Origin of the sequence: Brachybacterium sp. AG952, from assembly GCF_004362645.1 — a bacterium.
GTDB lineage: Bacteria > Actinomycetota > Actinomycetes > Actinomycetales > Dermabacteraceae > Brachybacterium > Brachybacterium conglomeratum.
Map to the genome: position 1 here is coordinate 225,129 of NZ_SNXV01000003.1, position 24,105 is coordinate 249,233.

The 24,105-nt window shown below is 72.3% G+C and carries 27 protein-coding genes and 1 tRNA gene; 14 read left to right on the forward strand and 14 right to left on the reverse strand.

The window, feature by feature from the left end:
• Positions 1-44 precede the first annotated feature (44 nt).
• Positions 45-659, reverse strand: a complete 615-nt coding sequence (locus DEU31_RS09290; protein WP_133676904.1) for an HAD-IA family hydrolase — start codon at positions 657-659, stop codon at positions 45-47.
• Between the two features lie 54 nt (positions 660-713).
• On the opposite strand from DEU31_RS09290, the gene DEU31_RS09295 reads away from it, so the two are divergent.
• Both DEU31_RS09295 and DEU31_RS09300 read left to right on the forward strand, forming a co-directional pair.
• Complete coding sequence (locus DEU31_RS09295; protein WP_010551532.1) at positions 714-1,517, forward strand: TSUP family transporter; 804 nt, start codon at positions 714-716, stop codon at positions 1,515-1,517.
• A gap of 119 nt (positions 1,518-1,636) precedes the next feature.
• Complete coding sequence (locus DEU31_RS09300) at positions 1,637-2,689, forward strand: PAC2 family protein (protein WP_133676905.1); 1,053 nt, start codon at positions 1,637-1,639, stop codon at positions 2,687-2,689.
• A 28-nt stretch (positions 2,690-2,717) separates the two neighbouring features.
• Here DEU31_RS09300 and DEU31_RS09305 read toward each other — a convergent pair whose 3' ends face one another.
• On the reverse strand, positions 2,718-3,515 hold the full coding sequence (locus DEU31_RS09305; protein WP_243733794.1) for a transglutaminase family protein: 798 nt from the start codon (positions 3,513-3,515) through the stop codon (positions 2,718-2,720).
• 215 nt (positions 3,516-3,730) lie between these two features.
• Between DEU31_RS09305 and DEU31_RS09310 the strand changes: the two genes are divergently transcribed.
• From DEU31_RS09310 to DEU31_RS09320, 3 genes are read left to right on the forward strand one after another with little or no spacing between them, the layout of a single operon-like run.
• On the forward strand, positions 3,731-4,876 hold the full coding sequence (locus DEU31_RS09310; RefSeq protein ID WP_133676907.1) for a Gfo/Idh/MocA family oxidoreductase: 1,146 nt from the start codon (positions 3,731-3,733) through the stop codon (positions 4,874-4,876).
• A 44-nt stretch (positions 4,877-4,920) separates the two neighbouring features.
• Positions 4,921-5,922, forward strand: a complete 1,002-nt coding sequence (locus DEU31_RS09315; RefSeq protein ID WP_133676908.1) for a sugar phosphate isomerase/epimerase family protein — start codon at positions 4,921-4,923, stop codon at positions 5,920-5,922.
• On the forward strand, positions 5,919-6,581 hold the full coding sequence (locus tag DEU31_RS09320; RefSeq protein ID WP_133676909.1) for a TIGR03085 family metal-binding protein: 663 nt from the start codon (positions 5,919-5,921) through the stop codon (positions 6,579-6,581). The genes DEU31_RS09315 and DEU31_RS09320 overlap by 4 nt, the downstream gene beginning before the upstream one ends.
• A gap of 24 nt (positions 6,582-6,605) precedes the next feature.
• Here the strand turns inward: DEU31_RS09320 and DEU31_RS09325 are convergent, their stop codons facing one another.
• Positions 6,606-7,625, reverse strand: coding sequence for a methyltransferase (locus DEU31_RS09325; protein WP_133676910.1), 1,020 nt, complete (start codon positions 7,623-7,625; stop codon positions 6,606-6,608).
• Positions 7,626-7,718: 93 nt separating this feature from the next.
• On the opposite strand from DEU31_RS09325, the gene DEU31_RS09330 reads away from it, so the two are divergent.
• A complete protein-coding gene (locus DEU31_RS09330; protein WP_010551525.1) occupies positions 7,719-8,510 on the forward strand; it encodes a ParA family protein in 792 nt (263 codons plus the stop codon).
• 216 nt (positions 8,511-8,726) lie between these two features.
• On the opposite strand, the gene DEU31_RS09335 is transcribed toward DEU31_RS09330, so the two are convergent.
• The 6 genes from DEU31_RS09335 to DEU31_RS09360 form a co-directional block, all read right to left on the reverse strand.
• Positions 8,727-9,311, reverse strand: coding sequence for a MerR family transcriptional regulator (locus DEU31_RS09335; RefSeq protein ID WP_010551524.1), 585 nt, complete (start codon positions 9,309-9,311; stop codon positions 8,727-8,729).
• 143 nt (positions 9,312-9,454) lie between these two features.
• Positions 9,455-10,099, reverse strand: coding sequence for a MerR family transcriptional regulator (locus tag DEU31_RS09340; protein ID WP_243733795.1), 645 nt, complete (start codon positions 10,097-10,099; stop codon positions 9,455-9,457).
• A gap of 52 nt (positions 10,100-10,151) precedes the next feature.
• On the reverse strand, positions 10,152-10,595 hold the full coding sequence (locus DEU31_RS09345; protein WP_062951306.1) for an FHA domain-containing protein: 444 nt from the start codon (positions 10,593-10,595) through the stop codon (positions 10,152-10,154).
• 125 nt (positions 10,596-10,720) lie between these two features.
• Entirely contained in the window at positions 10,721-11,473 is a 753-nt protein-coding gene (locus DEU31_RS09350) for a DUF881 domain-containing protein (RefSeq protein ID WP_053915809.1), read from the reverse strand.
• Positions 11,470-11,802 carry a small basic family protein gene (locus DEU31_RS09355; protein WP_010551520.1) on the reverse strand — a complete coding sequence of 111 codons (333 nt, stop codon included), beginning with the start codon at positions 11,800-11,802 and terminating at the stop codon, positions 11,470-11,472. Before DEU31_RS09355 ends, DEU31_RS09350 begins: the two co-directional genes overlap by 4 nt.
• A complete protein-coding gene (locus DEU31_RS09360; RefSeq protein ID WP_133676912.1) occupies positions 11,799-12,758 on the reverse strand; it encodes a DUF881 domain-containing protein in 960 nt (319 codons plus the stop codon). Before DEU31_RS09360 ends, DEU31_RS09355 begins: the two co-directional genes overlap by 4 nt.
• A gap of 181 nt (positions 12,759-12,939) precedes the next feature.
• Between DEU31_RS09360 and DEU31_RS09365 the strand changes: the two genes are divergently transcribed.
• Positions 12,940-13,013 (forward strand) — tRNA-Pro (locus tag DEU31_RS09365).
• A 107-nt stretch (positions 13,014-13,120) separates the two neighbouring features.
• Here DEU31_RS09365 and DEU31_RS17320 read toward each other — a convergent pair.
• Together DEU31_RS17320 and DEU31_RS09375 are read right to left on the reverse strand one after the other, a co-directional pair.
• Positions 13,121-14,323: a site-specific integrase gene (locus DEU31_RS17320; protein WP_133676913.1), complete on the reverse strand. Its 1,203-nt coding sequence runs from the start codon at positions 14,321-14,323 to the stop codon at positions 13,121-13,123.
• Positions 14,320-14,961 carry a hypothetical protein gene (locus DEU31_RS09375; RefSeq protein WP_133676914.1) on the reverse strand — a complete coding sequence of 214 codons (642 nt, stop codon included), beginning with the start codon at positions 14,959-14,961 and terminating at the stop codon, positions 14,320-14,322. Before DEU31_RS09375 ends, DEU31_RS17320 begins: the two co-directional genes overlap by 4 nt.
• A gap of 276 nt (positions 14,962-15,237) precedes the next feature.
• Between DEU31_RS09375 and DEU31_RS16800 the strand changes: the two genes are divergently transcribed.
• From DEU31_RS16800 to DEU31_RS09405, 6 genes are all read left to right on the forward strand, one after another.
• Positions 15,238-15,849: a hypothetical protein gene (locus tag DEU31_RS16800; RefSeq protein ID WP_166649451.1), complete on the forward strand. Its 612-nt coding sequence runs from the start codon at positions 15,238-15,240 to the stop codon at positions 15,847-15,849.
• A complete protein-coding gene (locus DEU31_RS09385; RefSeq protein ID WP_166649452.1) occupies positions 15,846-16,925 on the forward strand; it encodes an AAA family ATPase in 1,080 nt (359 codons plus the stop codon). Before DEU31_RS16800 ends, DEU31_RS09385 begins: the two co-directional genes overlap by 4 nt.
• Before the next feature lie 250 nt (positions 16,926-17,175).
• The gene (locus DEU31_RS16805; protein WP_166649453.1) at positions 17,176-17,373 is read left to right on the forward strand and encodes a hypothetical protein; all 198 of its coding nucleotides are present in this window, start codon (positions 17,176-17,178) and stop codon (positions 17,371-17,373) included.
• 301 nt (positions 17,374-17,674) lie between these two features.
• Entirely contained in the window at positions 17,675-17,971 is a 297-nt protein-coding gene (locus tag DEU31_RS09395; protein ID WP_133676917.1) for a hypothetical protein, read from the forward strand.
• Between the two features lie 430 nt (positions 17,972-18,401).
• Positions 18,402-19,631 carry a phage major capsid protein gene (locus DEU31_RS09400; RefSeq protein WP_133676918.1) on the forward strand — a complete coding sequence of 410 codons (1,230 nt, stop codon included), beginning with the start codon at positions 18,402-18,404 and terminating at the stop codon, positions 19,629-19,631.
• A gap of 884 nt (positions 19,632-20,515) precedes the next feature.
• Positions 20,516-20,953, forward strand: a complete 438-nt coding sequence (locus tag DEU31_RS09405; RefSeq protein WP_133676919.1) for a hypothetical protein — start codon at positions 20,516-20,518, stop codon at positions 20,951-20,953.
• Between the two features lie 54 nt (positions 20,954-21,007).
• Here the strand turns inward: DEU31_RS09405 and DEU31_RS09410 are convergent, their stop codons facing one another.
• The 3 genes from DEU31_RS09410 to DEU31_RS09420 all read right to left on the reverse strand — a co-directional run bounded on the left by DEU31_RS09410 (position 21,008) and on the right by DEU31_RS09420 (position 23,028).
• Positions 21,008-21,271: a hypothetical protein gene (locus DEU31_RS09410; RefSeq protein ID WP_133676920.1), complete on the reverse strand. Its 264-nt coding sequence runs from the start codon at positions 21,269-21,271 to the stop codon at positions 21,008-21,010.
• A gap of 267 nt (positions 21,272-21,538) precedes the next feature.
• On the reverse strand, positions 21,539-22,471 hold the full coding sequence (locus tag DEU31_RS09415; protein WP_133676921.1) for an EamA family transporter: 933 nt from the start codon (positions 22,469-22,471) through the stop codon (positions 21,539-21,541).
• Positions 22,468-23,028, reverse strand: a complete 561-nt coding sequence (locus DEU31_RS09420) for a TetR/AcrR family transcriptional regulator (RefSeq protein ID WP_133676922.1) — start codon at positions 23,026-23,028, stop codon at positions 22,468-22,470. Before DEU31_RS09420 ends, DEU31_RS09415 begins: the two co-directional genes overlap by 4 nt.
• A 109-nt stretch (positions 23,029-23,137) precedes the next feature.
• Between DEU31_RS09420 and DEU31_RS09425 the strand changes: the two genes are divergently transcribed.
• A complete protein-coding gene (locus tag DEU31_RS09425; protein WP_133676923.1) occupies positions 23,138-24,013 on the forward strand; it encodes a formyltetrahydrofolate deformylase in 876 nt (291 codons plus the stop codon).
• Positions 24,014-24,105: the final 92 nt, after the last annotated feature.

Genomic DNA, 24,105 nt, shown 5'->3' on the forward strand with positions numbered 1-24,105 from the left:
GTGCGGGCGAGCAGCACCACGTGGGCCGTCCGGGTCGACGGCGGTCAGAGCAGCGGGATCAGGTCGCGCAGCGAGTGGATGCGACGCGCCCCCGGCGCCTCGAGCGGGATCCCGGGGGTCTCCAGCAGCACGCCCTCGACCCCGGCCGCCCGCGCGGCCTCGACGTCGGCCGGCCGGTCCCCCACCGCGAGGCACTCCCCCGCCGTCAGCTCGTGCCGGGCCAGCAGGGCGAGCACCATGTCGGGGGCGGGCTTGCGGAGGTGGCCGTCGGGCGCGCACACCATGTCGTCGATCTCCAGACCGAGCGAGTCGAGCAGGGCGGCGGCGCTCTCGCGATCGCGATGGGTGGCCACGAGGTTCGGACCGCCGCGCTCGCGCACGGCCGCCAGCACCTCCCGGGCACCGTCCTTCAGCGCCGGCGGCCTGCGCGCCCACTGCTCCTTCGTCGCCTCGTAGGCGGCGCGCAGGCGCGCCTCGGGCACCTCATGGCGGGCGGCGAGCTCGGTGATCGCCTCGGAGCTGGAGCGCCGGGTCAGCACCGCGACCTCGTGCAGCAGCTCCTGGTCGGGCTCCGCGCGCAGCGCCTCGGCGAGCGCCCGGTCGACGTCCGGATAGGTGTCCACGAGCGTGCCGCCGAGGTCCCAGATGAGCGCGCGCATGGCCCCAGTGTGTCAGCCCGGCACGCCGGGCCGGGGCGGTGGTTCACTGGTGCGGTGCCTCTGCTCGCCGAGCTCACCCAGCTCTCCGCCCTGACCCTCGTCCTGCTCATCGGGGCCGCCTTCGTGGCCGGCTGGGTGGATGCGGTCGTCGGCGGCGGCGGTCTGATCCAGCTGCCCGCGCTGCTGACCGCCATGCCGTCCGACGCCTCCAGCGGCGCCGTGCTCGGCACGAACAAGATCGCCTCCGCGGCGGGGACGGCGGTGTCCTCCTGGACCTACGTCCGACGGATCACCCCGGTCGCCGCGACCGCGGGGCCGCTGGTGGTGTGCGCGCTGGGCGGGAGCGCGGCCGGAGCGGCGATGGCGAGCCTGATCCCCAAGCCGTGGCTGACCCCGATCGTGCTGGTCGCCCTGCTCGCCGTCGGCGCGTACACCCTGCTGAAGCCGTCGATGGGGCTCGAGCACGCCCCGCGCCACCAGGGCCGCTCCCATCTGCTGCGCGCGGGCGGGATCGGGGCGGGCGTCGGCGTGTACGACGGGATCCTCGGCCCCGGCACCGGCAGCTTCTTCATCATCCTGATGGTCTCCCTGCTGGGCTACGGCTTCCTCGAGGCGAGCGTCCACGCGAAGCTCGCGAACCTCACCACCAACGTCGGGGCGCTGCTGGTCTTCGGGCTGCAGGGCCAGGTGTGGTGGCTGCTGGGCGGCGTGCTGGCGCTGGCGAACCTCAGCGGCGGCTTCCTCGGCGCGAGGCTCGCGCTGCGCCTGGGATCGCGCTTCGTGCGGATCGTGTTCCTGGTGGTGACTGGGGCGCTCGCGGCGCGGCTCGCCGTGGACACGGCCCTGATGCTGCTGTGAGGTGCACCAACTCCGGCCCGTCTGCGCCGAGGGCGGAATAGTTCCGACGGAGGGGCCGTTGACCAGGAGGTCACCCACCCGCGGCCCGCCGAGGCCGTCCTGTCGCCCTGGAGGTCATGATGGATCCGACGACCCTGTTCAGCTACGAGCGCCATGTCGACTCGCGCGCCCTCCACGGCAGCACGCTGCTGGTCACCCTCGGCGCCTTCACCGATGCGGGCGATGCGCAGCGCCTCCTGGACGACCACCTGCTCAACACGCTCTCCAGCCGCGTCGTGGGACGGCTGGACATGGACCAGGTCCACGACTACGCCGGGCGCCGCCCCGAGGTCACGCTGCAGCTGGACCACTTCGACGACTACGAGAAGCCCGAGATCCTGCTGCACGAGGTGACCGACGAGCAGGGGCAGACCTTCTTCCTGCTCACCGGTCCGGAGCCGTCCTTCCAGTGGGAGCGCGTCGCGAGCGCGCTGCGGATCGTGGTCGAGCAGCTCGGCATCGAGCGGACCCTGCTGCTCCAGGGCTTCCCCGCCCCGGTCCCCCATACCCGCGAGCTGCCCGTGACCCGCTTCGCCGGCGACCCGGAGTCGATCGCGGTGCGCCGCACCATGCCCGGCACCTTCCGCCTCCGCGCCCCGTTCACGGCGCTGCTGACGATGCGGCTGGACGAGGGCGGGCACGACGCGGTGGGCCTGACCGTGCACGTGCCCCAGTACCTCCACGAGATGTCCTTCCCCGATGCCGCGATCGCGCTGCTGACCGCGATCGGCGAGGAGCGGGGGCCCCGGATCGGGGCCGACGCGCTCGAGGCGCAGGCGCGCCCCGTGCGCGAGGCGATCGCCGCGCAGATCGAGGCCCAGCCCCAGCTGCAGGAGATGGTCGCCGGGTTCGAGCAGCGCTACGACAGGATGATCACCTCCGGGGCCGGCTCCGTCGTGCCGAGCGCCGAGGACATCGCCGCCGAGGTCGAGGAGTACCTTGCGAGCTTCGAGGCCGAGGGCGGGCAGGCACCCGAGGGCTCCGCCGGGCAGTCGCCGCAGGACACGGCCGGGCCGACGGACGACGAGGGCTCGACCGGCTCCGAGGGGAGCGCGGATTCCGAGGGGCCGACGGGGATCGACGGAGAGACGGATCCCGAGGACCCCTCCGGGCCGGGGACGCCGCAGGCCTGAGCGGAGCGCCCGGCGGCAGGCGCAGCGCTCAGCGCAGCGCTCGCCGCTCCCCCGGCCGCTCGCGCGGCAGCTCCGGATCGACCACGGCGGTGACCTGGATGCCGGTGAGCGCGACGTCCCCGGCGAGGGTGGTCATGAAGGCCGTGTCCGCGGCGTCCTGACCGGTGGCGATGCGCACCATGGAGGCGCGCGGCGCGAGATGCGTCGCGTCGACCACGAGCCACTCCCCCTCGACCAGCGCCTCGACCACGAGGTGGAAGTCCATCGGGCTCAGACCCGGCGCGTACACCGAGGCGCAGCGCGCCGGGATGCCCGCCGCGCGCAGCAGCGTCGCGGTGAGATGGGCGAAGTCCCGGCACACTCCGCGCCGGGCGACGAAGGTGCTGCGGGCCGAGTCGGTGATCGTGCTCGACCCGGGCACGTAGTCCAGGTGGCCGTGCACCCAGTCCACGACCGCGTCGAGGGCCTCGATCCCCTCCCGCTCCCCCACGATCTCCCGGGCGCTACGGGTGAACTCGTCGACCTCGCAGTAGCGGGAGGGGCGCAGGTGCAGCACCGAGTCCGCCTCGAGCACCCGCGGCGCGGGCGCCTCGCCGATGCCGCGCGCGTCGTAGACGATCTCCACCTCTCCGCCGGGCAGGCCGTGCAGGACGTGGAGGCGGCTGCCGAAGCGGTCCCGGGTCTCCGTCACCGGATGCTCGGCCCCGCCCGCGCGCACGCTCAGCGTCTCCTCTGCCACCGGGGCGTCCGAGACCGCGACCAGCAGAGCGACGTCCGTCCCCTCCTGGACCTCGGCCCTCATCCACGCGCGCACATGACGTTCCATGCCCCCAGTCTCCGGCATCAGCGGATGTCCGGCGGGCGGCCGGCGCCTTTGCCCGGATGTGATCAGCGGCATAGGGTGGTCAGCGGCGCGTCATCGTTGCCCGAGCGCCGCGCGGCCGGGGCGAGGTCGACCCGGGCCCGGCGGCCGCGCCGAGCACACCGCGCCCTCGCGGGCCCCTGCCCGCCGGCCACGACCCGTCGTCCGAAGGAGCCCCTGTGCCCGAGTCCCCCGCCCGTCCGCTCGGCGTCGCCCTGATCGGCTACGCCTTCATGGGGCGCGCCCACTCCCAGGCCTGGCGCACCGTCGGCGCCGCCTTCGACGTGCCGCCGATCGCACGCCGCGTGATCGTGGGCCGGGACGAGCAGGCCGTCGCGGAGGCGGCCCGCCGCCTGGACTGGGAGGAGCACGCCACCGACTGGCGCGAGGCGATCACGAGGGACGACGTCGACATCGTCGACATCTGCACCCCCGGCTTCCTCCACGCCGAGATCGCGATCGCCGCGCTCGAGGTCGGCAAGCACGTGCTGTGCGAGAAGCCGCTGGCGAACGACCCGGCCGAGGCGGAGCGCATGGTCGAGGCCGCCCGCGCCGCGCGCGAGCGCGGACAGGTCGCGGCCCTCGGCCACACCTACCGGCGCGTGCCCGCCCTCGCCCACGCCCACGACCTCGTCGCCGCCGGCCGGCTCGGCGAGATCCGCCAGATCCGCGCGTCCTACCTGCAAGACTGGCTCGTCGACGCAAAGGCCGGGATGAACTGGCGGCTGCGCGAGGAGACCGCGGGCTCCGGCGCGCTCGGCGACATCGGCTCCCATGCGATCGACCAGATCCAGTTCATCACCGGGCAGCAGGTCACCGCCGTGCGCGGCCGGCTCGCGACGATGGTCCCCGAGCGTCCGGGCCCCGACGGCCCCGAGCCCGTCACCGTCGACGACGCCGCCTGGGCCACCCTCGAGCTCGACGGCGGCGCCATCGCGTCCGTCGAGGCCAGCCGCATGGCCACCGGTGCGAAGAACGAGCTGTCCGTGGAGGTGTACGGCACGAAGGGCGCGCTGCGCTTCGACCTCGAGCGCCTCGACGAGCTGTGGTTCCTCGACGCCACCGCACCGGTCGCCGAGCAGGGCTTCGCCCGGGTGCTCGTCACCGAGCCCGAGCACCCCTATCTCGAGGGCTGGTGGCCGCAGGGCCACATCCTGGGCTGGGAGAACGCCTTCACGAACCAGGCCCGCGACCTGCTGCTGGCCGTCCGGGACCGCGACCCCGCCGCCTACTCCCCCGACTTCGAGGACGGGCTCACCCTCCAGCGGATCCTCGACGCCGTCATCGCCTCCCACCGGGCCGACGGCGCGACCGTCCGCCTCTGACCCCTCGCACGCCACCCTCACCGACGAGAAGGAGCCACGCCGCCATGGCGCACCCCCACACCCTGTTCACCGGCCAGTGGGCCGATCTCACCCTCGAGGAGGTCGCGGAGCTCGCGGCCGGCTGGGGCTATGACGGTCTCGAGATCGCCGTCTCCGGCGAGCACCTCGACGCGAGCCGCTGGGACGACGAGGCCTACATCGCCGAGCGGCTCGGGATCCTGGAGAAGCACGGGCTGAAGGTCTGGACGATCTCCAACCACCTCAAGGGCCAGGCGATCTGCGACGACCCGATCGACTTCCGCCACCAGGCGATCGTCGGCCCCGCCGTGTGGGGCGACGGCGATCCGGAGGGCGTGCGGCAGCGCGCCGCCGAGGACATGAAGAACACCGCCCGCCTCGCGCAGAAGCTCGGCGTGGACACGGTCGTCGGCTTCACCGGCTCGAAGATCTGGAAGTACGTAGCGATGTTCCCGCCCGTCGGCCAGGACGTCATCGACGACGGCTACCAGGACTTCGCCGACCGCTGGAACCCGATCCTCGACGTCTTCGAGGAGTGCGGGGTCCGCTTCGCGCACGAGGTCCATCCCTCCGAGATCGCCTATGACTACTGGACCACGAAGCGCACCCTCGAGGCGATCGGGCACCGGGAGTCCTTCGGCCTGAACTGGGACCCCTCCCACTTCATGTGGCAGGAGATCGACCCGGTCTCCTTCATCACCGACTTCGCCGACCGGATCTACCACGTGGACTGCAAGGACATCAGGGTGCGCACCACCGGGCGCAACACCCGTCTCGGCTCGCACCTGCCGTGGGGCGATCCGCGGCGCGGCTGGGACTTCGTCTCCTTCGGCCGCGGGGACGTGCCGTGGGACGCGGCGTTCCGGGCGCTGCGCTCGATCGGCTACGACGGCCCGATCTCCATCGAGTGGGAGGACGCCGGGATGGACCGCCTGCACGGCGCGAAGGAGGCGCTCGAGCTGCTGCGCAGCCTGGACTACCCGGTCTCGGAGCAGTCCTTCGACGCGGCCTTCAGCAACCAGGGATGAGCCGCGTGCGCAGAGCCGGGGACCGCGCCGGCGCAGACCTCGAGTGCGATGAGCGCGAGGCCCTCGCGGCGAGCTTCGCCGCGCTCGGCCCCGAGGCGCCGACGATCCTGCCCGGCTGGGACGCGGAGGACCTCCTGGAGCATCTCGTGCTGCGGGAGTCCGCGCCGCACCTGATCGTCGGGCCGCGCCTGCCCGGGTCGCTCGGCCGACGAGCCCGCGAGGCGCGGGAGAGCCGGCGGGATCGCCCGTGGACGGAACGGGTCGAGGACTTCCGGAGGGGCCCCGGCCCGCTCTCCTTCGCCGGACGGATGGACCGGCTAAGCGGCCAGGCCGAGCTGCTCATCCACCACGAGGACCTGCGCCGGGGCCGGCGCGGCTGGCAGCCGCGCCGACCGGACGCGGAGCGGGACCGGGCGGCGTGGCGGGCCGTGGGCCTGATGGCGCCGCTGGCGATGCGGGTCCGGGCCGACGTCACGCTCGTCTCCCCGTTGGGCGGGCGGCGACTGCGCTCCCGCGGCGCCGAAGGGAGCCTGCGCGTGCACGGCGAGCCGCTCGAGCTGCTGCTGTGGGTGACCGGCCGCGACGAGGTGGCGCGAGTGCGGATCCACGGGGACTCCGGCGGCAGGCGAGCGCTCGCTGCGGGGCGCCGCGGTCTCTGAGCGCTTCCGGCGCCGTCGGCCTGTTCAGCGCTCGAGCAGGAACAGGCGCGGGTGGTGGCCCTTCTGGAAGAAGCGGTGCTCCCCGACTCGGCGCCAGCCCGCGGCGCGCTGCTCGAGGACTCGCTGCATGCGGGTGATCTCGTGGGTCAGCACCCCGAGCCGGGCGCTGGGCGCGGCGAGCTCGGCGGCGCGCTCGAGCAGCGCCGCGAGGAGGCCCTCGTTGCTCTCGTGCTCGCCGTGGAGGGTGCCCCAGGGCGGGTTGGTGACCAGGCGTGTGAAGCCTCCCTCGAGCTCCGCGGTCAGCACGTCGCCCTCGACCCAGTCGATGCGGCCTCTGCGCCGGGCCGCGCGCTGGTGCCGGCGCGCCGCGTCCAGCGCCGCGGGATCGAGGTCCACGCCCACGGCGCGGGACGGTGCCGCCCGGTGCAGCTGCTCGACGAGGAAGGTGCCCGAGCCGCAGGTCATGTCCAGGAGGGAATCCTGCGCGCCGACGTCCAAGAGGTCCAGGACGGTCGCGGCGATGGTGGCGTTGACGGCGCCGGGGTAGTCGACCTCGCGCCATGCCCGGGTCGCGAGCGGACGCGGCGTGGTGCGCAGCAGCACCTGCCAGGTCCCGGGCGAGGCGCCGCGGCGCACCCGGGCGACGAGGTCCCCGTCGGCGTCGTCGATCGGGAGATCGGCGAGCTCGGCGAGGGCGGTGGCCAGGCGTCGCATCTCCGGCGTCCCGGCACCCGCCGCCTCCAGGCGCAGCCCGTGGAACACTTGACGGGGCCGCTGCCGGCGCAGGTCCTCGAGCAGCTCGGCGAGGCGCTGCTGCACAGAGGTCTCCATCAGCTCCCGGGGTCGGCGCGCGGGGACCGCGAGCGAGGTCGAGCCGGCGACGACGCGGCGCAGGGAGCGGACGGCGTCGAGATCGTCGGTGCGCAGCGCCAGCTCCGTCGCGGAGACGGTGCGCACGGGGCCGAGCTCGCGAGCCTCGGCGAGGGCGCTCTCGGCGCATCCCTCGAGCACCTCGAGCACGAGGTCGTGGGTCAGCTGCGTCATCGGGGTCCCTCCAGGGGCGGATTGCGGGTGGCCACGGCAGGTTACCGCTCGTCGCGGCACCGAGGAGCCTGCCCGGGTCGGTAGACTGCGGGGGTGTTCATCGTGAGTGTGTGTTCCCTGAAGGGCGGCGTCGGCAAGACGTCCGTGACCCTGGGCCTGGCCTCTGCCGCCCTGCACCAGGGGGTGAACGCGCTCGTCATCGATCTCGACCCCCAGGGCGACTCGACGCTGGGCCTGCTCGGGGAGCCGGCCTCCACGCTCGACATCGCCGAGGTGCTCTCCTCCCCGCGCACGGAGACGATCGATCGCGCGATCATCCCCACGCCGTGGTCGAAGGACGCCGCCTCGCACCTCGACATCATCCCGGGCACCAGCCGTTCCGCGGTGATGGACTCCCCCGCGCTGAACCAGAAGGACGTGGGCCGGCTGCACCAGGCGCTGGACAAGCGCACCCACCAGTACGACCTGGTCATCATCGACTGCCCGCCCTCCCTCAACGGGCTCACGCAGATGGCGCTGGCCGCCTCCGATCGCTCCCTCGTGGTGGCCGAGCCGGGCTTCTTCGCGGTCACCGCCGCGGACCGCGCGCTCAAGCTCGCCGCCGAGATGCACGAGGAGGGCATCGCCCCGCGGCTGCAGCCCCTGGGCCTCGTGGTGAACCGCTACCGTCCGCGCTCGGTCGAGCACCAGTACCGCCTGGCCGAGCTGCGCGACCTCTTCGGGGACTCGGTCCTGGACCCGGTCATCGAGGAGCGGGTGGGCCTGCAGCAGGCGCAGGGCGGCGCGGTCCCGCTGCACCGCTACGAGGGTGCCTCCGGTGCACGTCTCACCGAGGACTTCGACGCGCTGCTGCGCACCGTGATGGACTCGCGCCAGAACTCCTGAGCGCTCCTGCCCCGCGCAGGCCCTGGGGGCTGCGCGGGACCAGTCGGCTGCGGAGCTCGTCGCCCTCGCCGGGCTCCTCGGGCCCGCCCGTGTGCTCGGCGCCGCGCAGCCCGAGCACGATCACCGCACGAGTGACACGATCACCGCACGAGAGAACGGCGGGACCCCTTCCCCGAGGGTCCCGCCGTTCTCGTCGGTGGTGGTGCGGGCCGGCGTTCAGCCGGCCTGGCGGGAGCGGCGGCGCGCCGCGAGCTCGTCCTGGAGGGCGAGCGCCGCGTCGTCGGCCGGGTCGACGCCGGGCAGCACGGCGAGGTCGTTCTCGACCTCGCGCCACACGCGGCCGACGGCGATGCCGAACACGCCCTGGCCGCCCTGGACCAGGTCGAAGACGTCCTCGGCGGAGGTGCACTCGTAGACGGAGGCGCCGTCGCTCATCAGGGTGATGCCGGCGAGGTCGTCGATGCCGCGCTCACGAAGAGCTGCGACGGCGATGCGGATCTGCTGGAGGGACACGCCCGTGTCGAGCAGGCGCTTGACCACCTTGAGCACGAGGATGTCGCGGAAGCCGTAGAGGCGCTGGCTGCCGGAGCCGTGGGCCGCGCGCACGCCGGGCTCGACCAGGCCGGTGCGGGCCCAGTAGTCCAGCTGGCGATAGGTGATGCCGGCGGCCTTGCACGCGGCGGGTCCCCGATAGCCGAGCTCGCCAGGGGTGTCCACCACGTCGTCGAAGAGCACGCCCTGGGCGGGCTCTGCGGGGACGGTGGACTGCTCAGTGCGATCATCGCCTCGGGTGGCGTTCACGTCTACCTCCGGGTTCCGGCTCTCAGAGGGGGAAGGATGAGAGCGCCCGCCCAGAGTAGCGCGAAGTGCCCCCTCTCCGGTACCAACGCGCCGCGCGAAGGTCACGGAGAGGTGACGAGTGAGGTGCCGGGAGCCCGGTGCGCTCAGACCTCCCGCAGCTTCGTGCGCAGCATCGCGCCGTGCAGGGTGATCATCGACTCGCCGAGGTCGCGGGCGAAGTCCTCCGCCTCGCCGCGCGCCGCGGCGTCCCCGGCCCGGGAGCGGGGCCGGGCCACGGAGCGGATCATGTGCGCCTCCCGCTCGGCGGCGGTGCGCAGCATCACCAGGTGGCGCGGGTGCAGGCCCTCGTCGGCGAGGTCGCGGGCGGCGGTGACGATCTCGAGCTCGGTGGTGCCGTAGAAGAGCACGTCGTCCGTGAGGAAGCCGTACTGCTCCAGCTCGGCGAGGAAGTCCTCCTCCACCCCCGCCTCACGGACGAGGCCGCGCCGGTCCAGCCGCACCGGCTGGAGGGTGGAGCTGGGGCCGGGCCGGGAGGCGATCGAGGTGACCTCGGAGTCGACGCCGTGCTCGAGCAGATGCTCCTTGATGACCTTCAGCGGCCAGAACCGGTCCCGCTGCGCGCGCAGCACGAAGCGCAGTCGGTCCACGTCCTCGCGGCTGTACTTGCGATAGCCGGCCGGAGTGCGTGCGGGCGCGAGGAGGCCCTCGGACTCCAGGTAGTGGAGCTTGGAGTGGGCGAGGTCGGGGAACTCGTCCCGCAGCATCTCGAGCACCTGGCCGATGCTCATGCGTGCGGCGGCGGTGGAGCCCGGCCTGCGCGAGGCGGCGGCCGGCATCGGGTCAGACCGTCCCGGGGAACGGGTGGTACGTCAGGCGGTACTTGCCGATCTGCACGTCCTGGCCGGCGTGGAGGCGCGCCTCGTCGACGCGTTCCTTGCCCACGTAGGTGCCGTTGAGCGAGCCGAGGTCGCGCACCAGGAAGCCGTCTCCGTCACGCACGAAGGCAGCATGCTTGCGGGAGACCGTGACGTCGTCGAGGAAGATCTCGCTCTTGGGGTGGCGCCCCGCGACCGTGGTCTCGGAGTCCAGCAGGAAGCGGGCGCCGAGGTTCGGGCCCTTCCGCACGATCAGCAGCGCACTGCGCGGGGGGAGGTTCTCGATCGCCCGACGATCCTGCGAGGACAGGCCGGGCTCGGCGTCCTCGAGGGGGTCGCTGGGCGAGATCGCGCTCAGCTTCGACGTGTGGTCGAGATTGGCGTCGTTCCACTCGGTGTTCCCTGACACCTCACACCCCTTCCTGGCCTGCTGCGACCGTGCGTCGTGGCGGTGCAGGCCGCCGCTGATCCATTCTCGCACGCCCATGGCGCCCACCGGGGGTTCCTTCCCTCCAGCACGTCAGGATTTGACGATCACTTGACCACCCGGGAGTGCTCGGGGGCGCTGAGGTCCACGGTCGCCTCGATCCGGACCTCGTCCTCGGCGGCCGCGGAGAGCGTCCCGCCGTCGCCCGAGACCGAGTCGGCCGCGCCGCCGGGGATCCGCAGCGCGGGCTCCATCACGGCGGGATCGCCGATCGCCTTCAGCGTGTAGGGCGCACGGATCGCCCGGCCGTCCACGAGCAGACCCCCGTCGGGCGCGGTGGTGATCGAGGTGGAGGCGACCACGCGCACGTCGCCTATCTGCACCACCTCGGCGCCGGCGTTGCGCAGCTCCTGCAGCACGCCCAGCAGGGTCGAGGCGCGCACGCCCTGCTCCGGGTCCGCGATCGAGACGACGATCCCGCGCCCCTGGGCGGGGGCGGTGCCGGCCAGGATCTCGAGGTCGGCGAGCCGCTGCTCGGCAGCGTCCTGCGCGGCGACGTCGCCCTCGCGTCCCGAGCGGAGGGTCTCCAGGGTGCGCTCGAGCTCGGCGTTCTCGAGCTCGAGGTCAGAGGCGTGGCGGCCGGACTCGTCCAGCAGTCGCACCAGCTCCTGCTGCGTGGCCCCCTCGAGGGACTCGTCGTTGCGGCCCATCTGCGCGGCGATCGACACGCCGAGCAGGAGGCACAGCAGTCCCACGATCACCTGGGCGACGGTGGCCTGCGGCCGGAGGGTGTCCTTCAGCCGGTGCCACACGATCCGCTGCTGGTCGCGGCTGGTCGGGGTGCGGGTGCCGTCGCTCATGACCGGAACAGGAGCCGCCGGATCGCGGCCGCGTTGGAGAAGATCCGGATGCCGAGCACGACGATCACGGCGGTGGAGAGCTGGGAGCCGACCCCGAGCTGGTCCCCGAGGAACACCAGGAACGCGGCGATCAGCACGTTGAACAGGAACGACGTGATGAACACGTGGGCGTCGAAGGCGCCGTCGAGGCTCGCGCGCAGACCACCCGCGAGGGTGTCCAGCGCCGCCACCACGGCGATCGGGAGATAGGGCTGCAGGCCGGCGGGGACGTCGGGCTGGACGACGACGCCCAGCACGATGCCCACCACCAGGCCGAGGATGGCGATCACGGGGTGTCCTCCTGGTCCTCGCCGCCCTCGGCGGCGCTGTCGGGGGTCGGGTCGCGGACGTCCGCGGGCGCGGACCCGGCGGGGTCCTCGAGCACGGAGGCCTCGCGCAGGGTGCCCTGGGCACGGGCGGGGGTGGAGAGCTCCTCCCCCGCCGTCCAGGTCAGGCCGATGCCGTAGCGGGTCGAGATCTCGGAGAGGTACTCGCCCGTCTCCGCCTCCTCGACCCCGGCGCGCAGCTGCTCGGGATCGCCGAGCGCGGTGATCTCGTAGGGCGGGGAGAGCGGGCGGAAGTCGACGAGCACCGCGGAGCCGGCGGTGCGGATCGCGGTGGTCTCGGTGACGCGCTGGCCGTTGACGGAGATCGCCTCGGCACCGGCGGCCCAGAGGCCGTTCACGGCGATCTGCAGGTCGCCGTCGGTCACCCGGTTCACGGTGCCCGGTCCCACGCCGGGGCGGGAGGGCAGCGGGGCGGAGTCGTCGAGGGTCAGCTGCACGCCCGGGCCGGTCAGCGACACGCCGTAGCCCGCGCGCTCGTACTCGCCGATCCGCTCCGCGGAGCTGCCGTCGGCGGTGTCGAGGACCTCTTCCTGCGCCTCGAGGATCTGCTGCTCGAGGAGGGTGCGACGGTCCTCGAGCAGGTCGGTCTCGGCGCGCACCTCCCGCACCTCCTCCTCGAGCAGCGCGCGGGGACTGTCGGCGCCGGCGGCCTCCTGCCGCAGGTCGATCACGGAGACGGCGACAGCGAAGCCGAGCAGCACGGCCAGCAGCAGGGTGACGGCGCGCATCCGACGGTTGTCGGGCGGCGTGGCCGACTCCAGCGGATGCTCGTCCTCCCGCAGCGGGTCGACCGAGTAGGGGTCCGCGGTGAGCGCGCGCAGGAGGGAGGTCGGCGAGTACGGGGTCTCGCCGTGGGGAGTCGCGCGCCCCTCCCCCCGTCGCATCCGTCGCTCAGCCATGCCTGGAGTGTAGGAGCTGGGCGGGGCCGACGCGCCCGACGACCACCGCCCGGCGTGCCTATCCCATGGACGCCGCGGATCCGCGCTCCGCCACGGGTGCCGCAGGTCACGCCCCTCTCGATTCGCTCCAGCGCTCGGAGCGGGGTACTGTATTCCTCGGTCCTCCGGTGACGGAGGGTCTCGGGCTGTGGCGCAGCTTGGTAGCGCACTTGACTGGGGGTCAAGGGGTCGCAGGTTCAAATCCTGTCAGCCCGACCGAGGAACCTGCAGGTGACAGGCACTTTCCAAATTCTGGGAGGTGCCTGTTCTGCTGTCCGGGGGTGCTCGTGTAGCAACGCGTGTAGCAACGCGCTCGAGGATCGTCATGCGGTCCGCTCCCCCAGTGCGCCGCTCAGCGTGGCCATGGCCGCGCGTGCGGTGTGGTCCGTGACGTGGGCGTAGACGTCGCCGGTGATTGCGACGGACGAGTGCCCGAGCAGAGACGAGACGGCCTTGATGTTCACGCCACCCTCGAGCATGAGCGTTGCGGCGGTGTGACGTAGAGCATGGACGCCGACATGCTCGAGCCCTACCGCCCTCGCGGCAACCTGCACGACGCGGTACAGGTTCCGGGGGTCGACGGGCTCACCGCTCGCGGTGGTGAAGACGAAGTCGGTGTCGGTCCAGACGTTCGCGGCCTTGAGCCGGTCGCGCTTCTGGGCGGTTCGCTGGGCGCGCAGCGCGTCGACCGCGTCGGGGGCCAGGGGCACGGTCCGGATCGACTGCGCGGTCTTCGGGGTCGTGACGGTGAGGCGACCGCGAGATCGGGCGAGCGTGCCACGGACGCGGATCGCGGGGTTCTCGGCGTCGAGGTCAACGTCGTCCCACCGCAGGGCGAGCGCCTCGCCGCGGCGGAGCCCGGTGTGGGCGATGAGGACGACGGCGTGGTGGTAGCGGGAGCCCTTGGACGCGTGCATGAGCGCGCGGGCTTCGGAGATCGTGAGGTAGCGGGCCTCGGTGCGCTCGACGGCGGGCCGCTTCACGGCCTCGGCGGGGTTGCGGGCGATGAGGCCGTCGCGCTTCGCGCCGTCGAGGATCGCGCGGAGCACGGTGTACGTGGTGCGGATGGTGGAGCTGCTGTACTTCGGCGCGGGGTCGGGGTCCTCGCTCTCGGGGTCCTTCGGCGTGTTCCGCATCCGCAGGAGGAAGGCCTCGATGTCGGACGGCTTGAGCTTGTCCAGCGTGCGGCGTGCGATGGGGTCCTCGCCGATGTAGCGGCGGGCGATGGTGGCGTAGAGGTCGCGGGTGGACTGCCTGCGGTCGCTGGCCTCGAGGGTGGTGGTGATCCACTTCTCGGTCCACTCCCCGAGAGTGGCGCGGGTGTCGGTGATGGGGAGGTCTTGCTCGGCGCGGTCCTGTGCGGCGCGGAGCTTCTGGCGGGCCTCGGTGCGGGTGCGGCCGTAGAGGACTCGGCGCTTGCGCTCGCCGGTCTCGGGGTCTTCGACGACGAGCGCGGCGGCCCACTTGCCGTCGGCGCGCTTGTAGATCGACCCCTCACCGTTGGCGGCGGTCTTGGTGCGGGTCATGGCTTCGGCTTCCTTCCTCGGGTGGCGGTGGCGGTGATGAGCCCGGCGTCACGGGCTTCGCGGATGAGGCGGTCGACTGTGGACCGGCTGACCTCCCTGCCACGGACCTCCTCGAGCGAGGCCTTGACGGCCAGTGCCGGCGCGCCCTCGAGGTTCGCGTTGTAGGCGTCGGCGATGAGCTGGAGCTCGTCGTGGGTGGTGCTCTTGCGCTTGCGGAGTGCGGCGCGCGAGAGCGGGGCGGGTGCGTGCGCGGCCGAACTCGGAACGACTGCGAGGCGGTCGAAGCGGCTCACGCGCTCGAAGTAGGCGAGCGCTTCCCGGAGCACCTCGTCCACACCGACTCGCTTGGCGTCTTCCCCGGAGATCGGTAGCGGTGCGTGGCCGTCCTCGACAGCGCGGTCGATGTGGACTCCGTACACCTGAAATGCGTCACGTCCGAGGTCCTTGCGGATGACGTATTCGATGATGAGTCCGTCCTCGTGCCACGCCATAGCGTCAAACTCTGCGGGCGCTCGGATTCCCGCAGTGGTCGGCCATGCCTGGGGGTCGAGGTCCCTGTACTCAGCTGCGTCGATGAAGAACGCGAGCTCGACACCTCCCCCTGTCGTGGTGTGGAGCGGTAGCGGGATGCGGGGCACGTCATTACCTCATGTAGTCGTCGGGCTGTGCTGTGGAAAAGACATTACCTCACGAGACACGCTGGCACCACCAGATACACCAGACTGTGGAGGTAATGATGGAGACGCTGTTGGTTCCGATTGAGGAAGCGGCGCGCGCGCGATCGGTGGGAGCCGGTCGACGGTCTACCGGCTGATCGAGTCGGGTGACCTCGAGCGGGTCAAGATCGGACGGCGCGCGCTCGTGACGGCAGAGTCCGTGCGCACGTACGTCGACGGCCTCGTCGCAAGCGCACGATGAAGACGGGGAAGAACGAAGGCCGCCCCGCGGCGAACGGGACGGCCTCCACCCGGCAGGACACCGGACATGAACTCGCCTCCGATTCTACCGCTGGGGTGCCGGTTCTGGCTCTCCCGTCGCCGGTGGACGTGTCGCGGCTCGACCCGGTGGAGCGGGCGTGGACCGGTGGTCTGCTGTGCGCGTCGGCTGACGTCGCGCGGGACGCGACGGACGCGCTGTTCCGTGGTGCGCTCGCGGACGAGCGTCTGGCCGTCGTGGCGCGGGCCGTGTGGCGGGTCTCGGGGGCCGGAGAGCGGCCGTCGTGGACGTCGGTGGGTGAGGCGGCGCGCGGGATGGTCCGCCCCGCGGATCACGGTCGATTCCTGGCGCTGCTCGTCGACCTGTCGGACGTGACGTCCGCGCCGAGAGGTGCCGGGGAGCTCATCGCGCAGTGGCCGGCGCTGGTCGACCATGCCGCGCGGCGTGCTGCGGGGGTCGCGCTCGAGCGGCTCCGGCACGCGATCGACGATCAGGTCGACGGCGATCTGCTCGCGGCTGGGCTACGGGAAGCGGCCGAGGACCTCACCGAGGCGGCTGCCCAGCTCGACCTCGCGGGGGTGGTCGCGTGACCATCACGGATCACGATCTGTGGGGGCGGCTGCGGACCGGCGATTGGCTCGACGCGCAGAGCTTCCCCCCGCTGTCCTACGCGGTGCCGGGTGTGATACCTGAGGATCTCGGCATCCTCGCGGGTCCGCCGAAGGCGGGGAAGTCGTGGCTCGCGCTCAGCGTGCTGCTGGACGTGGCGCGGGGCGAGCGTGCTCTCGGTGCGGTCGAGGTTGGACCGCCGCGCCCGGTGCTGTACTTCGCTCTCGAGGACGGTGACCGCCGGATGCAGTCACGGGCCCGAGTGCTGCTCGGTGACGGTGAGCCGATACCTCCCCGGTTCGCATACCTCACCAAGGTGCAGTCCTTCGAGGTGCCGCTCTTGATGCGGGAGTGGCTCGAGGTCCACGGCTCGGCACGACCGCTGGTGGTGCTGGACACGCTCGGGAAGGTGCTGCGGTCAACGCGTCCGGGTGAGGGCGCGTACGAACGGGACTACGCCGTGGTCGGGGCTCTCAAGGCCGTGGCCGACGACTATCCGGGGACCGCCGTCCTCCTGGTGCACCACACCCGGAAGCTCGGCGCGGACGACTTCATGGACTCGGTCAACGGCACCAATGGGGTGAACGGCGCGGCGGACTTCACGCTGGTGCTCTCCCGAAAGCGCCACGACGACACGGGGATGCTTCAGGTCACCGGGCGGGATGTGTCCGAGGCGGAGTACGCGCTGCGTCTCGACGGCAACCGGTGGGTGCTCGACGGTGGGAGCGCCGCGGCTGCCGCTCAGGCCGCATCAGACCGACGGGACCGGGATGGTCTCGGCGACCGATCCGCAGAGATTCTGAAGCTCGTCGGCGAGCACCCGGACGGAATCACGCCCGTCGAGGTCGGGACTCGCCTGGGAATGAGCAACGACGACGCGGGCCGATACCTGCGGCGGCTGGCGGATGCAGATCGGATCGCGAAGGCAGGCCGAGGCCTGTATGCGGCTGTCCGAAGCGTCCGAACGTCCGAAGTAGACGGGCTCCACTCCCCCGGACTCGGACACTCGGACGCTTCGGACACCGGTTCGGACGGGGATCGCGGGCCGTCGTCGTGACCGCCCGGGTGTTGCCGCCGCCGGATGACGACCGGACGTCGCGCGGGCTGCCCGCCGCAGTGCCCGGCGACGGTGTGCATGAGTGCGAGGACGGCTGGGTGGGGCGGGATGCGTGGGGGCGGTCGGAGCCGTGCCCGGTGTGCCGGCCCCACCTGGTGCGGCGGCTCGATCCGGTGACGGGCCGGGCGCATTGGGTGATCGATCGATCGAAGCTCCCGGCGAAGAGCCGGGGCCGGAAAAGGAGGACGGGATGACGGCCAAGACGGACGGGTTCGGGCTCGAGCATCGGGCGGGCTGCAAGCAGCCACGGTGGGGCATCGCGGAGGTGCAGCGGAGCGCGGGCGCGATCCGGGTGCACCGATGCCAGGACTGCGGGCTGATCTGGCGGCGCGGCGACGCGGCGGGACCGCCACGGCCGCGGGCCGGCTACGAACGGGCCCGGCGGTGAAGGTGGAGCGGCCCGTCCTCTCGCACATGATCGCGGCGGGGGCTGAGGCCGCGTGGGCTCGGCTCCGTGACGGGGTCGCGACCGCGCCGACCGTGGTGCCGTGCGCCGGGGCCGGGCGGCCGCTCTGGCACAGCGAGAGCGAGACGGAGCAGGGCGCGGCGGCGCGGGCGTGCCTCGAGTGCCCGGTGATGGTGCTGTGCGACGCGTATGCGTCCACGGCCGACGAGCGGTCGGGGGTGTGGGGCGGATGGACCGAGAAGGAACGACGACGAGCACGACGACGGACACGGAGGGCGACGGCATGAACGAGCACGACGAGACGAACGAGGACGGCCGGCTGAGCAGGCGCGAGATCGCGTTCGCGGCGCGTGACGCGGTGGTGTACCTCGAGGCGCTGTGGACGGGTGACAGCGACCGGGCGGGGCTGCTGTACGGCGCGGCGGACGAGCGGGAGCGGGAGGCGATCGCGCAGGCGCTCGCGTCGATCGCGCTGACGGCGCTGCGCACCCCTGAGGGCACGCCGCCGGGCCGGTTCGTGGGGATCATCCGGTCCATGCTCGAGGACGGTCTCGACGCGATCGACGGGGCCGGGTCGTGAGCGGCTGGGCTGAGGTCCGCCCCGAGAACAGCGGGCACGGGCTGGGGCCGGGTGAGGTGCCGGAGGGCACGCCCGGGGCGGTGCCGATCCGGTACGAGGTCGATCTGCTCGGCCGACGGGTGCCGGTCGCGTGGGCGGTCCCGGCCGAAGGTGCGCGGGATCACTGGGATACCCGCCGTGCCGGCCGGAACCTCCTCGAACATCCGTTCGAGTAGCGGTAGCCTGTTCCTGTCGGTGCACGTAATCGAGAGGCGACCCGGGTTGGGCGTAATCGAGAGGCGGAGCGCGGGACACGGAACACGAGGACGACCGCCATGGGGGCGGCGTTCCTGAGCACACCCCTGGGGGCTTCCCGGACGTGGTGGTGCTCGACTCACTCCGGTCGCGCTCGCAACGCACGGCGCGGCCCTCAGCACGAAGGGTGCACACGATGAATCTCAAGAAGCAGCGGGCCGACGCGCTCGCCGAAGCACAGGCGATCGCCGCTCGGGCGAAGGCCGCGGGCCGGGACCTGACCGACGGTGAGGTCGCTGTGATCGACCAGAAGATCGCCGAAGTCCAGGAGCTCGACAAGCAGCTCGAGCGGGCCGCGAAGTCGATGGACGCCGTCGACCGGTTCGCTGAGGCCGGCGCGTACGAGCGCAAGGACGGTGGGCTGGCCGGCTGGGCCGACGACGGCACGGAGTGGCCGGCCCTCGACCAGTCCCGGCCGACGATCTTCCAGGCGAAGGTCGGCGGGGAGATGGTCGCCCGGCGGCTCATGTCCGCGACCGGTCCCGGTGGCGCGAAGGCGCTGCCGACCACGACCGCGCAGACCGTGCCCGTCGTGATCGACGCGGACCCCGTCTCGCAGGGCGGCCGGATCGACACCATCCTCGACATCATCCCCGCGGTGACCACGGTCGCGCCGGCGTGGACGTACCGACGAGCGACCAGCCGGGAGTTCGCCGCGCAGATCGTCGGCACCGGCGAGGTGAAGCCGACCGCCGCAATCCAGTTCGAGGACGTCCGGAACGAGCTCGGCGTCATCGCGACCGTCGCCGGACCGATCAGCGAGCAGACCCTCCAGGACTACCCGGCACTCGTCCGGTTCATCCAGGGCGAGCTCCTGCTCGACATCCGGCTCCGGCTCGAGGACGAGGTGTTCTCCGGCACCGGCTCGGACATCACCGCGGCCGACGAGCCCGGGAAGATCGTGGGCCAGCACTTCCGCGGCATCCTCAACACGACCGGGGTGCTCCAGCAGGAGTTCACCGGTGACGGCCTCGGCGCGATCGCGGTCGCCGCGACCCGGCTCGAGTCCGACGGGTTCACCGTCGACGGTGTCGCGATGCACCCCACGGACTGGGTCGCGCTCACCACGAAGCGGAACGCGAACGGTGGGTTCGACCTCGGCGGTGCTGTCGACGCTGCGGCCCGCACCGTCTGGGGTCACCGGGTGCGGCTCACCCGCGGGCTGCCGGAGGGCACCGCCGTCGTCGTCACCGCCGGGTCCGCCGCGATCCGCCCGCACGTGCACGGGCTCGACGTCCGCGCCGTGACGATCAACGACGACGCGATCCGGAACCAGGTCCGCATCCGCGCGGAGGGACGGTTCGGGTTCGACCTCTACCGGCCCGGCGGGTTCTGCGCCGTGACCCTGACCGACGACGCCGGCTGACCGCCGGTGCCCTGACCGGGCGGGCCCTCGAGCCCGCCCCTCGGCCCCGCCGCTCCCTTCCGGGTGCGGGGCCCGCACGGCCCCCGGGATGCTCCGCCCGGGGGCCGTGCTCATGCCCGGGGTGCTGTGCGGCCCCTAGACGGGCGAGAACGGGTGCGGGGTGCCCCGGGTCCACTGCGGTGCTACCGGGTCGATCCCGGCCCCGCCTCGCGTCGCGGGCGGCGCTCTCTCCCCGCTAGCGGGAGGGGGCGTCGTCATCTTGGCGGGCCGGGGCACCCGAGGGTGGTGTCGGTTAGCCTTCTCTCTCTCCGACCGGGCTCCGGGGGTCGCGCGCGCGGGCGCGTGTGAGGTGCGACGGCCTCTGCGGGTAGACGGTCGGGCAGAATAGAGCGGTGCTGACCTTCCTCGCCGTCTTATATGCCGTCGCCGCGGCGTGTTCTCTCTGGGGCGCTTTCGGCCCGTCGATCCGTGCATCTCGGCGGGCGCAGAAGGGCGAACGGGCGAAAGCTCGTCTTCGAGAGCTAACTCAGGTAGCCGCTGATGCGCGGGGAGTCGGCGATGAGGCAGCCGCGGCTGCCGCGTGGGAGGCACGACGCGTAGAACTGGCCGCACCATTCGAAGGGGGGCAGCGCACGTTGGGCTCATGGGCTGAGGGCGGGGCCCGGTACATATCCGAGGCCGACCGGGCACAGGCCGAGAGCGCGAGCCGTCGCGCCGGCCTGGGGTGGATCGGTGTGGGTGTGGCCCTCGGGAGCGTTGCGAGCATCATCGGGCTCTGGTTGTGAGCCTGTTGCTGTAGGACACGACGACCCGAGATCCGTAGCCCGCGGTAGCGTCATACCGCCGCGGCGGTGCCGCGCGGAGACGGTCGGCATACTTCCCTCATGGACACGAACACAATCCTCGCGACCGGGGCCGTCGCGGTTGTCTCGGGCATAGTCGGGGGCTCGATCCCTGGCGTGTTCCGACTGGTCGCGGAATGGCTCGCTCGCAGAGGGGCGAGGCGAGAAGTAGTCGCTGACCTCGCGGGTGAGCTGCTGGAAGGGTGCGAGCGCTTGCGGGCCTCAAGCGGTGACGTGCCGGTGAACGCGCAGATGTCGGAGGTATTGCGCAAGTTCACCAATGAGGAGCGGCCAGAGTGGCGGCGTGCGCGGGACGACCATCGCGCGTCGCTCCGGTCGTTGGCTGTTCGGATCGGGGTGAGGAACAAGAAGCTGGGCGAGTCGGCTCTGGCTCTCATCTCGGCTGCCGAACGCGACGCGAAGGCATGGGAATCGGCCCGCGATGCGTTCTCCAACAGGCTCTTCCCCAAGTTCCGCTGAGCATGGCGACGCCCCCGAGAACCGTGGTCCGCGGGGGCGTCGCTGGCGGGGTGCTTACTGGCCGGGGAGGCTGAGCACCTGGGATTCGCGGCCGTCGATCTTGTCGGCGGCCTCGAGGAGGGCGGCTGCGGTCTCGCGGGCCTGGCGGGCGGTCATGGGCTCTTCGTCGTCGACGACGAGGATGACGTTCTGCTCGATGTCGTGGCCGTCGGTCATGGTCTGGATGGTGAGGACGGCGCGCTGGGTGCGGACGCGGTCGGTGTGGGTGACGACGGTGGTGCCGTCGGTGCTGGTGGCGATGGTGGTCTGGTCGTTCATGGTGTGGCCTTCCGTGTAGCAGTAGGTGTAGCAACGGGCTTGATTCCCGGGGTGTATCTGGACGTTCCTGGATGCTCTCTCAGCGCTCTGGCCTGCGTAGTTGACACGTCGGGGTACGTCGTGTCACGTCACGCCTGAGGCTGGGGGTCAAGGGGTCGCAGGTTCAAATCCTGTCAGCCCGACCGAGAGAAGGCCGCCGACCAGTGACAACACTGGTCGGCGGCCTTCGTCATGTACGGCTCTCGTCCGTCCCCGCGGCGCCGGGTGTCACGGGGCCGCCGCGACATCGGGCACCGCCAGCGGTTCGACCTTCCGTCCCGAGGGCGCGAGGGCGAGGATCAGCAGCGAGAGGCCGATCCCGGCGATCCCGAGCCAGCCGAGCAGCGGCAGCCTCTCCCCGACGACGAGCACGGCCAGCACGGCCGCGACCGCCGGCTCGGCGAGGGTGAGGGTCGTCGCGGTGCTCGCGGAGATCCGGGTCAGGCCGAGTCCGAACAGCACGTAGCCGAGGAACATCGGCACGAGCGCCATGTAGGCGCCGACGGCGAACGCCTGCGGAGAGGCGAGCAGCGGGGCGCCGGTGAGCGCGAGCACGGGCAGGAGCGCCAGTCCGCCGAGCCCGAACACGGAGCCCATCGCCGCGGCGCGACCGACACCCCGGCCCATCAGGCGGTGCGCGCTCCAGGAGTAGAGCGCGTAGGTCGCTCCGGCGACCAGGCCGAGTCCGACGCCCGCCAGCGCGCCCGGCGTGTCGGCGGCGGCGTCGTGCATCGTCGCGGCGCACAGCACGGCGCTGCCCGCGATGCCCAAGCCCGCCGCGAGCATCCACCAGGCGCCGAGCCGGCGTCCCTCGAGGATCCGCTCCAGGAGGCCCGAGGCGAGCGGCGCCGACCCGAGGGAGACGACCGTGCCGACGGCGACGCCGGCCAGGTGCATCGAGCTGTAGAACGCCAGCGGATAGATCAGCACGCCCAGCGCTCCGGCGACCACCGTGCCCCGGCGGGCGGCCAGGGCGGCGCGCTCGCGGCGCAGCGAGGGAAGGGCGATCAGCGCCTGCAGGATCCCGCCGATGCCGAGCGCCGCGGCGCCGATCGCGAGCGGTCCGACCTCCGGGGCGAAGGTGGCCGCGGTGCCGGTGGTGCCCCACAGCACGGCGGTGACCAGGACGGCGAGGACCCCGACCAGGGAACCTCGAGTCACCGGGCACCCAGCATCGAAGCGGCGATCCCTCGTGCACGCTCCAGGCGCACAGGGTCTCCCTCCAGTCCTGCCCGGGCGACGGCACCCTCGAGGAGGTAGCTGAAGTGCTCGGCCAGCTCCTGCGCTCCGTCCGCGTCGGTCAGCTCAGCCAGGCCTTCGGCGAGGATCTGCTCGACCTGCTCCTTGTGGAGGCGCACCGCGTCGCGTTCGGGAGCGCCCGCCGGGAACTCAGCGGCCGTGTTGAGCAGCCCGCATCCCCGGAAGCCGCCGCCGTGGTCGGCGTTGGCATGGTCGAGATAGGCGTCGAACACCGAGAGCACGCGCTCGACGGACGTGGCGGCGCTCGACGCGCGCGCACGGTGCAGGTCCAGCCACTCCTCATGGCGGGCATCGATATAAGCGCTGACCAGGTCCGACTTGGAGCGGAAGTTGTTGTAGAGGCTCTTCTTGGCGACTCCCGCCTCGGCGGTGATCGCGTCGATCCCGGTCGCATTCACGCCGTCTTCGTAGAACCGCGTCGACGCGGCGTCGAGCAGTCGCTCCCGCGCTGTCCCCATCTCCGCCCTCCTCGATCATCAATTAGGTAGACCAGTCTACCTACTTCAGTATCTCGCCGTGGCGGACCCGTGCGCCGCACTCCCCGCAGCGCTCTCCTACACTCGGGCCATGACCTCAGCGCACCCCTCCCCCTCCCCTGCCCGCCGCTACGTGATGACCTTCGCGTGCGAGGACCGCCCCGGCATCGTGCACGCGATCACCGGCGCGATCGTCGAGGCCGGCGGCAACATCGTCGAGAGCCGCCAGTTCGAGAGCGGCGACTCCCACCGCTTCTACATGCGTGTCGAGGTCCTGACCTCCGCGTCGCCGGACGAGGTGCGCGCCGCGCTCGCCGCACCGATCGAGAGCTTCGGGATCGAGGCGGAGATCGACGAGGTGGGCCGCCCGGTGCGCACCCTCGTTCTCACCTCGAAGTCGACGCACTGCCTGAACGACCTGCTGTTCCAGACCTCGATCGGGAACCTCCCGATCGAGGTGCCGCTCGTGATCGCGAACCACGACACCCCGGCCCGGTACGCCGAGTTCCACGGCGTCCCCTTCGAGCACCGTCCCGTGACCTCCGCCGAGGAGAAGGCGGCCTTCGAGGACCGGGTGCGCGAGGCGGTCGTCGAGCACGACATCGAGCTCGTGGTCCTGGCCCGCTACATGCAGATCCTCTCCCCCGAGCTGAGCGCCGAGCTCTCCGGGCGCTGCATCAACATCCACCACTCCTTCCTGCCCGGGTTCAAGGGCGCGAACCCGTACCGCCAGGCCTACGCCCGCGGGGTGAAGCAGATCGGGGCGACCGCCCACTTCGTCACCGACGACCTCGACGAGGGCCCGATCATCGAGCAGGAGGTCATCCGCGTGGACCACACCCGCTCCCCGCAGGAGCTCATGGCGATCGGTCAGGACACCGAGGTGCGCACCCTGCGCGAGGCCGTGGGGCTCTTCGCGCAGCGCCGGGTCCTGCTGGACGGCTCGCGCACCATCGTCTTCCGCTGAGCGGCGCGGCACGGATCCCCGACGCGCCGCAGAGCACGAAGGGATCCGCCGCACGTGACATCCCGAAGGGGCCGCACCGCGCGAGCGGTGCG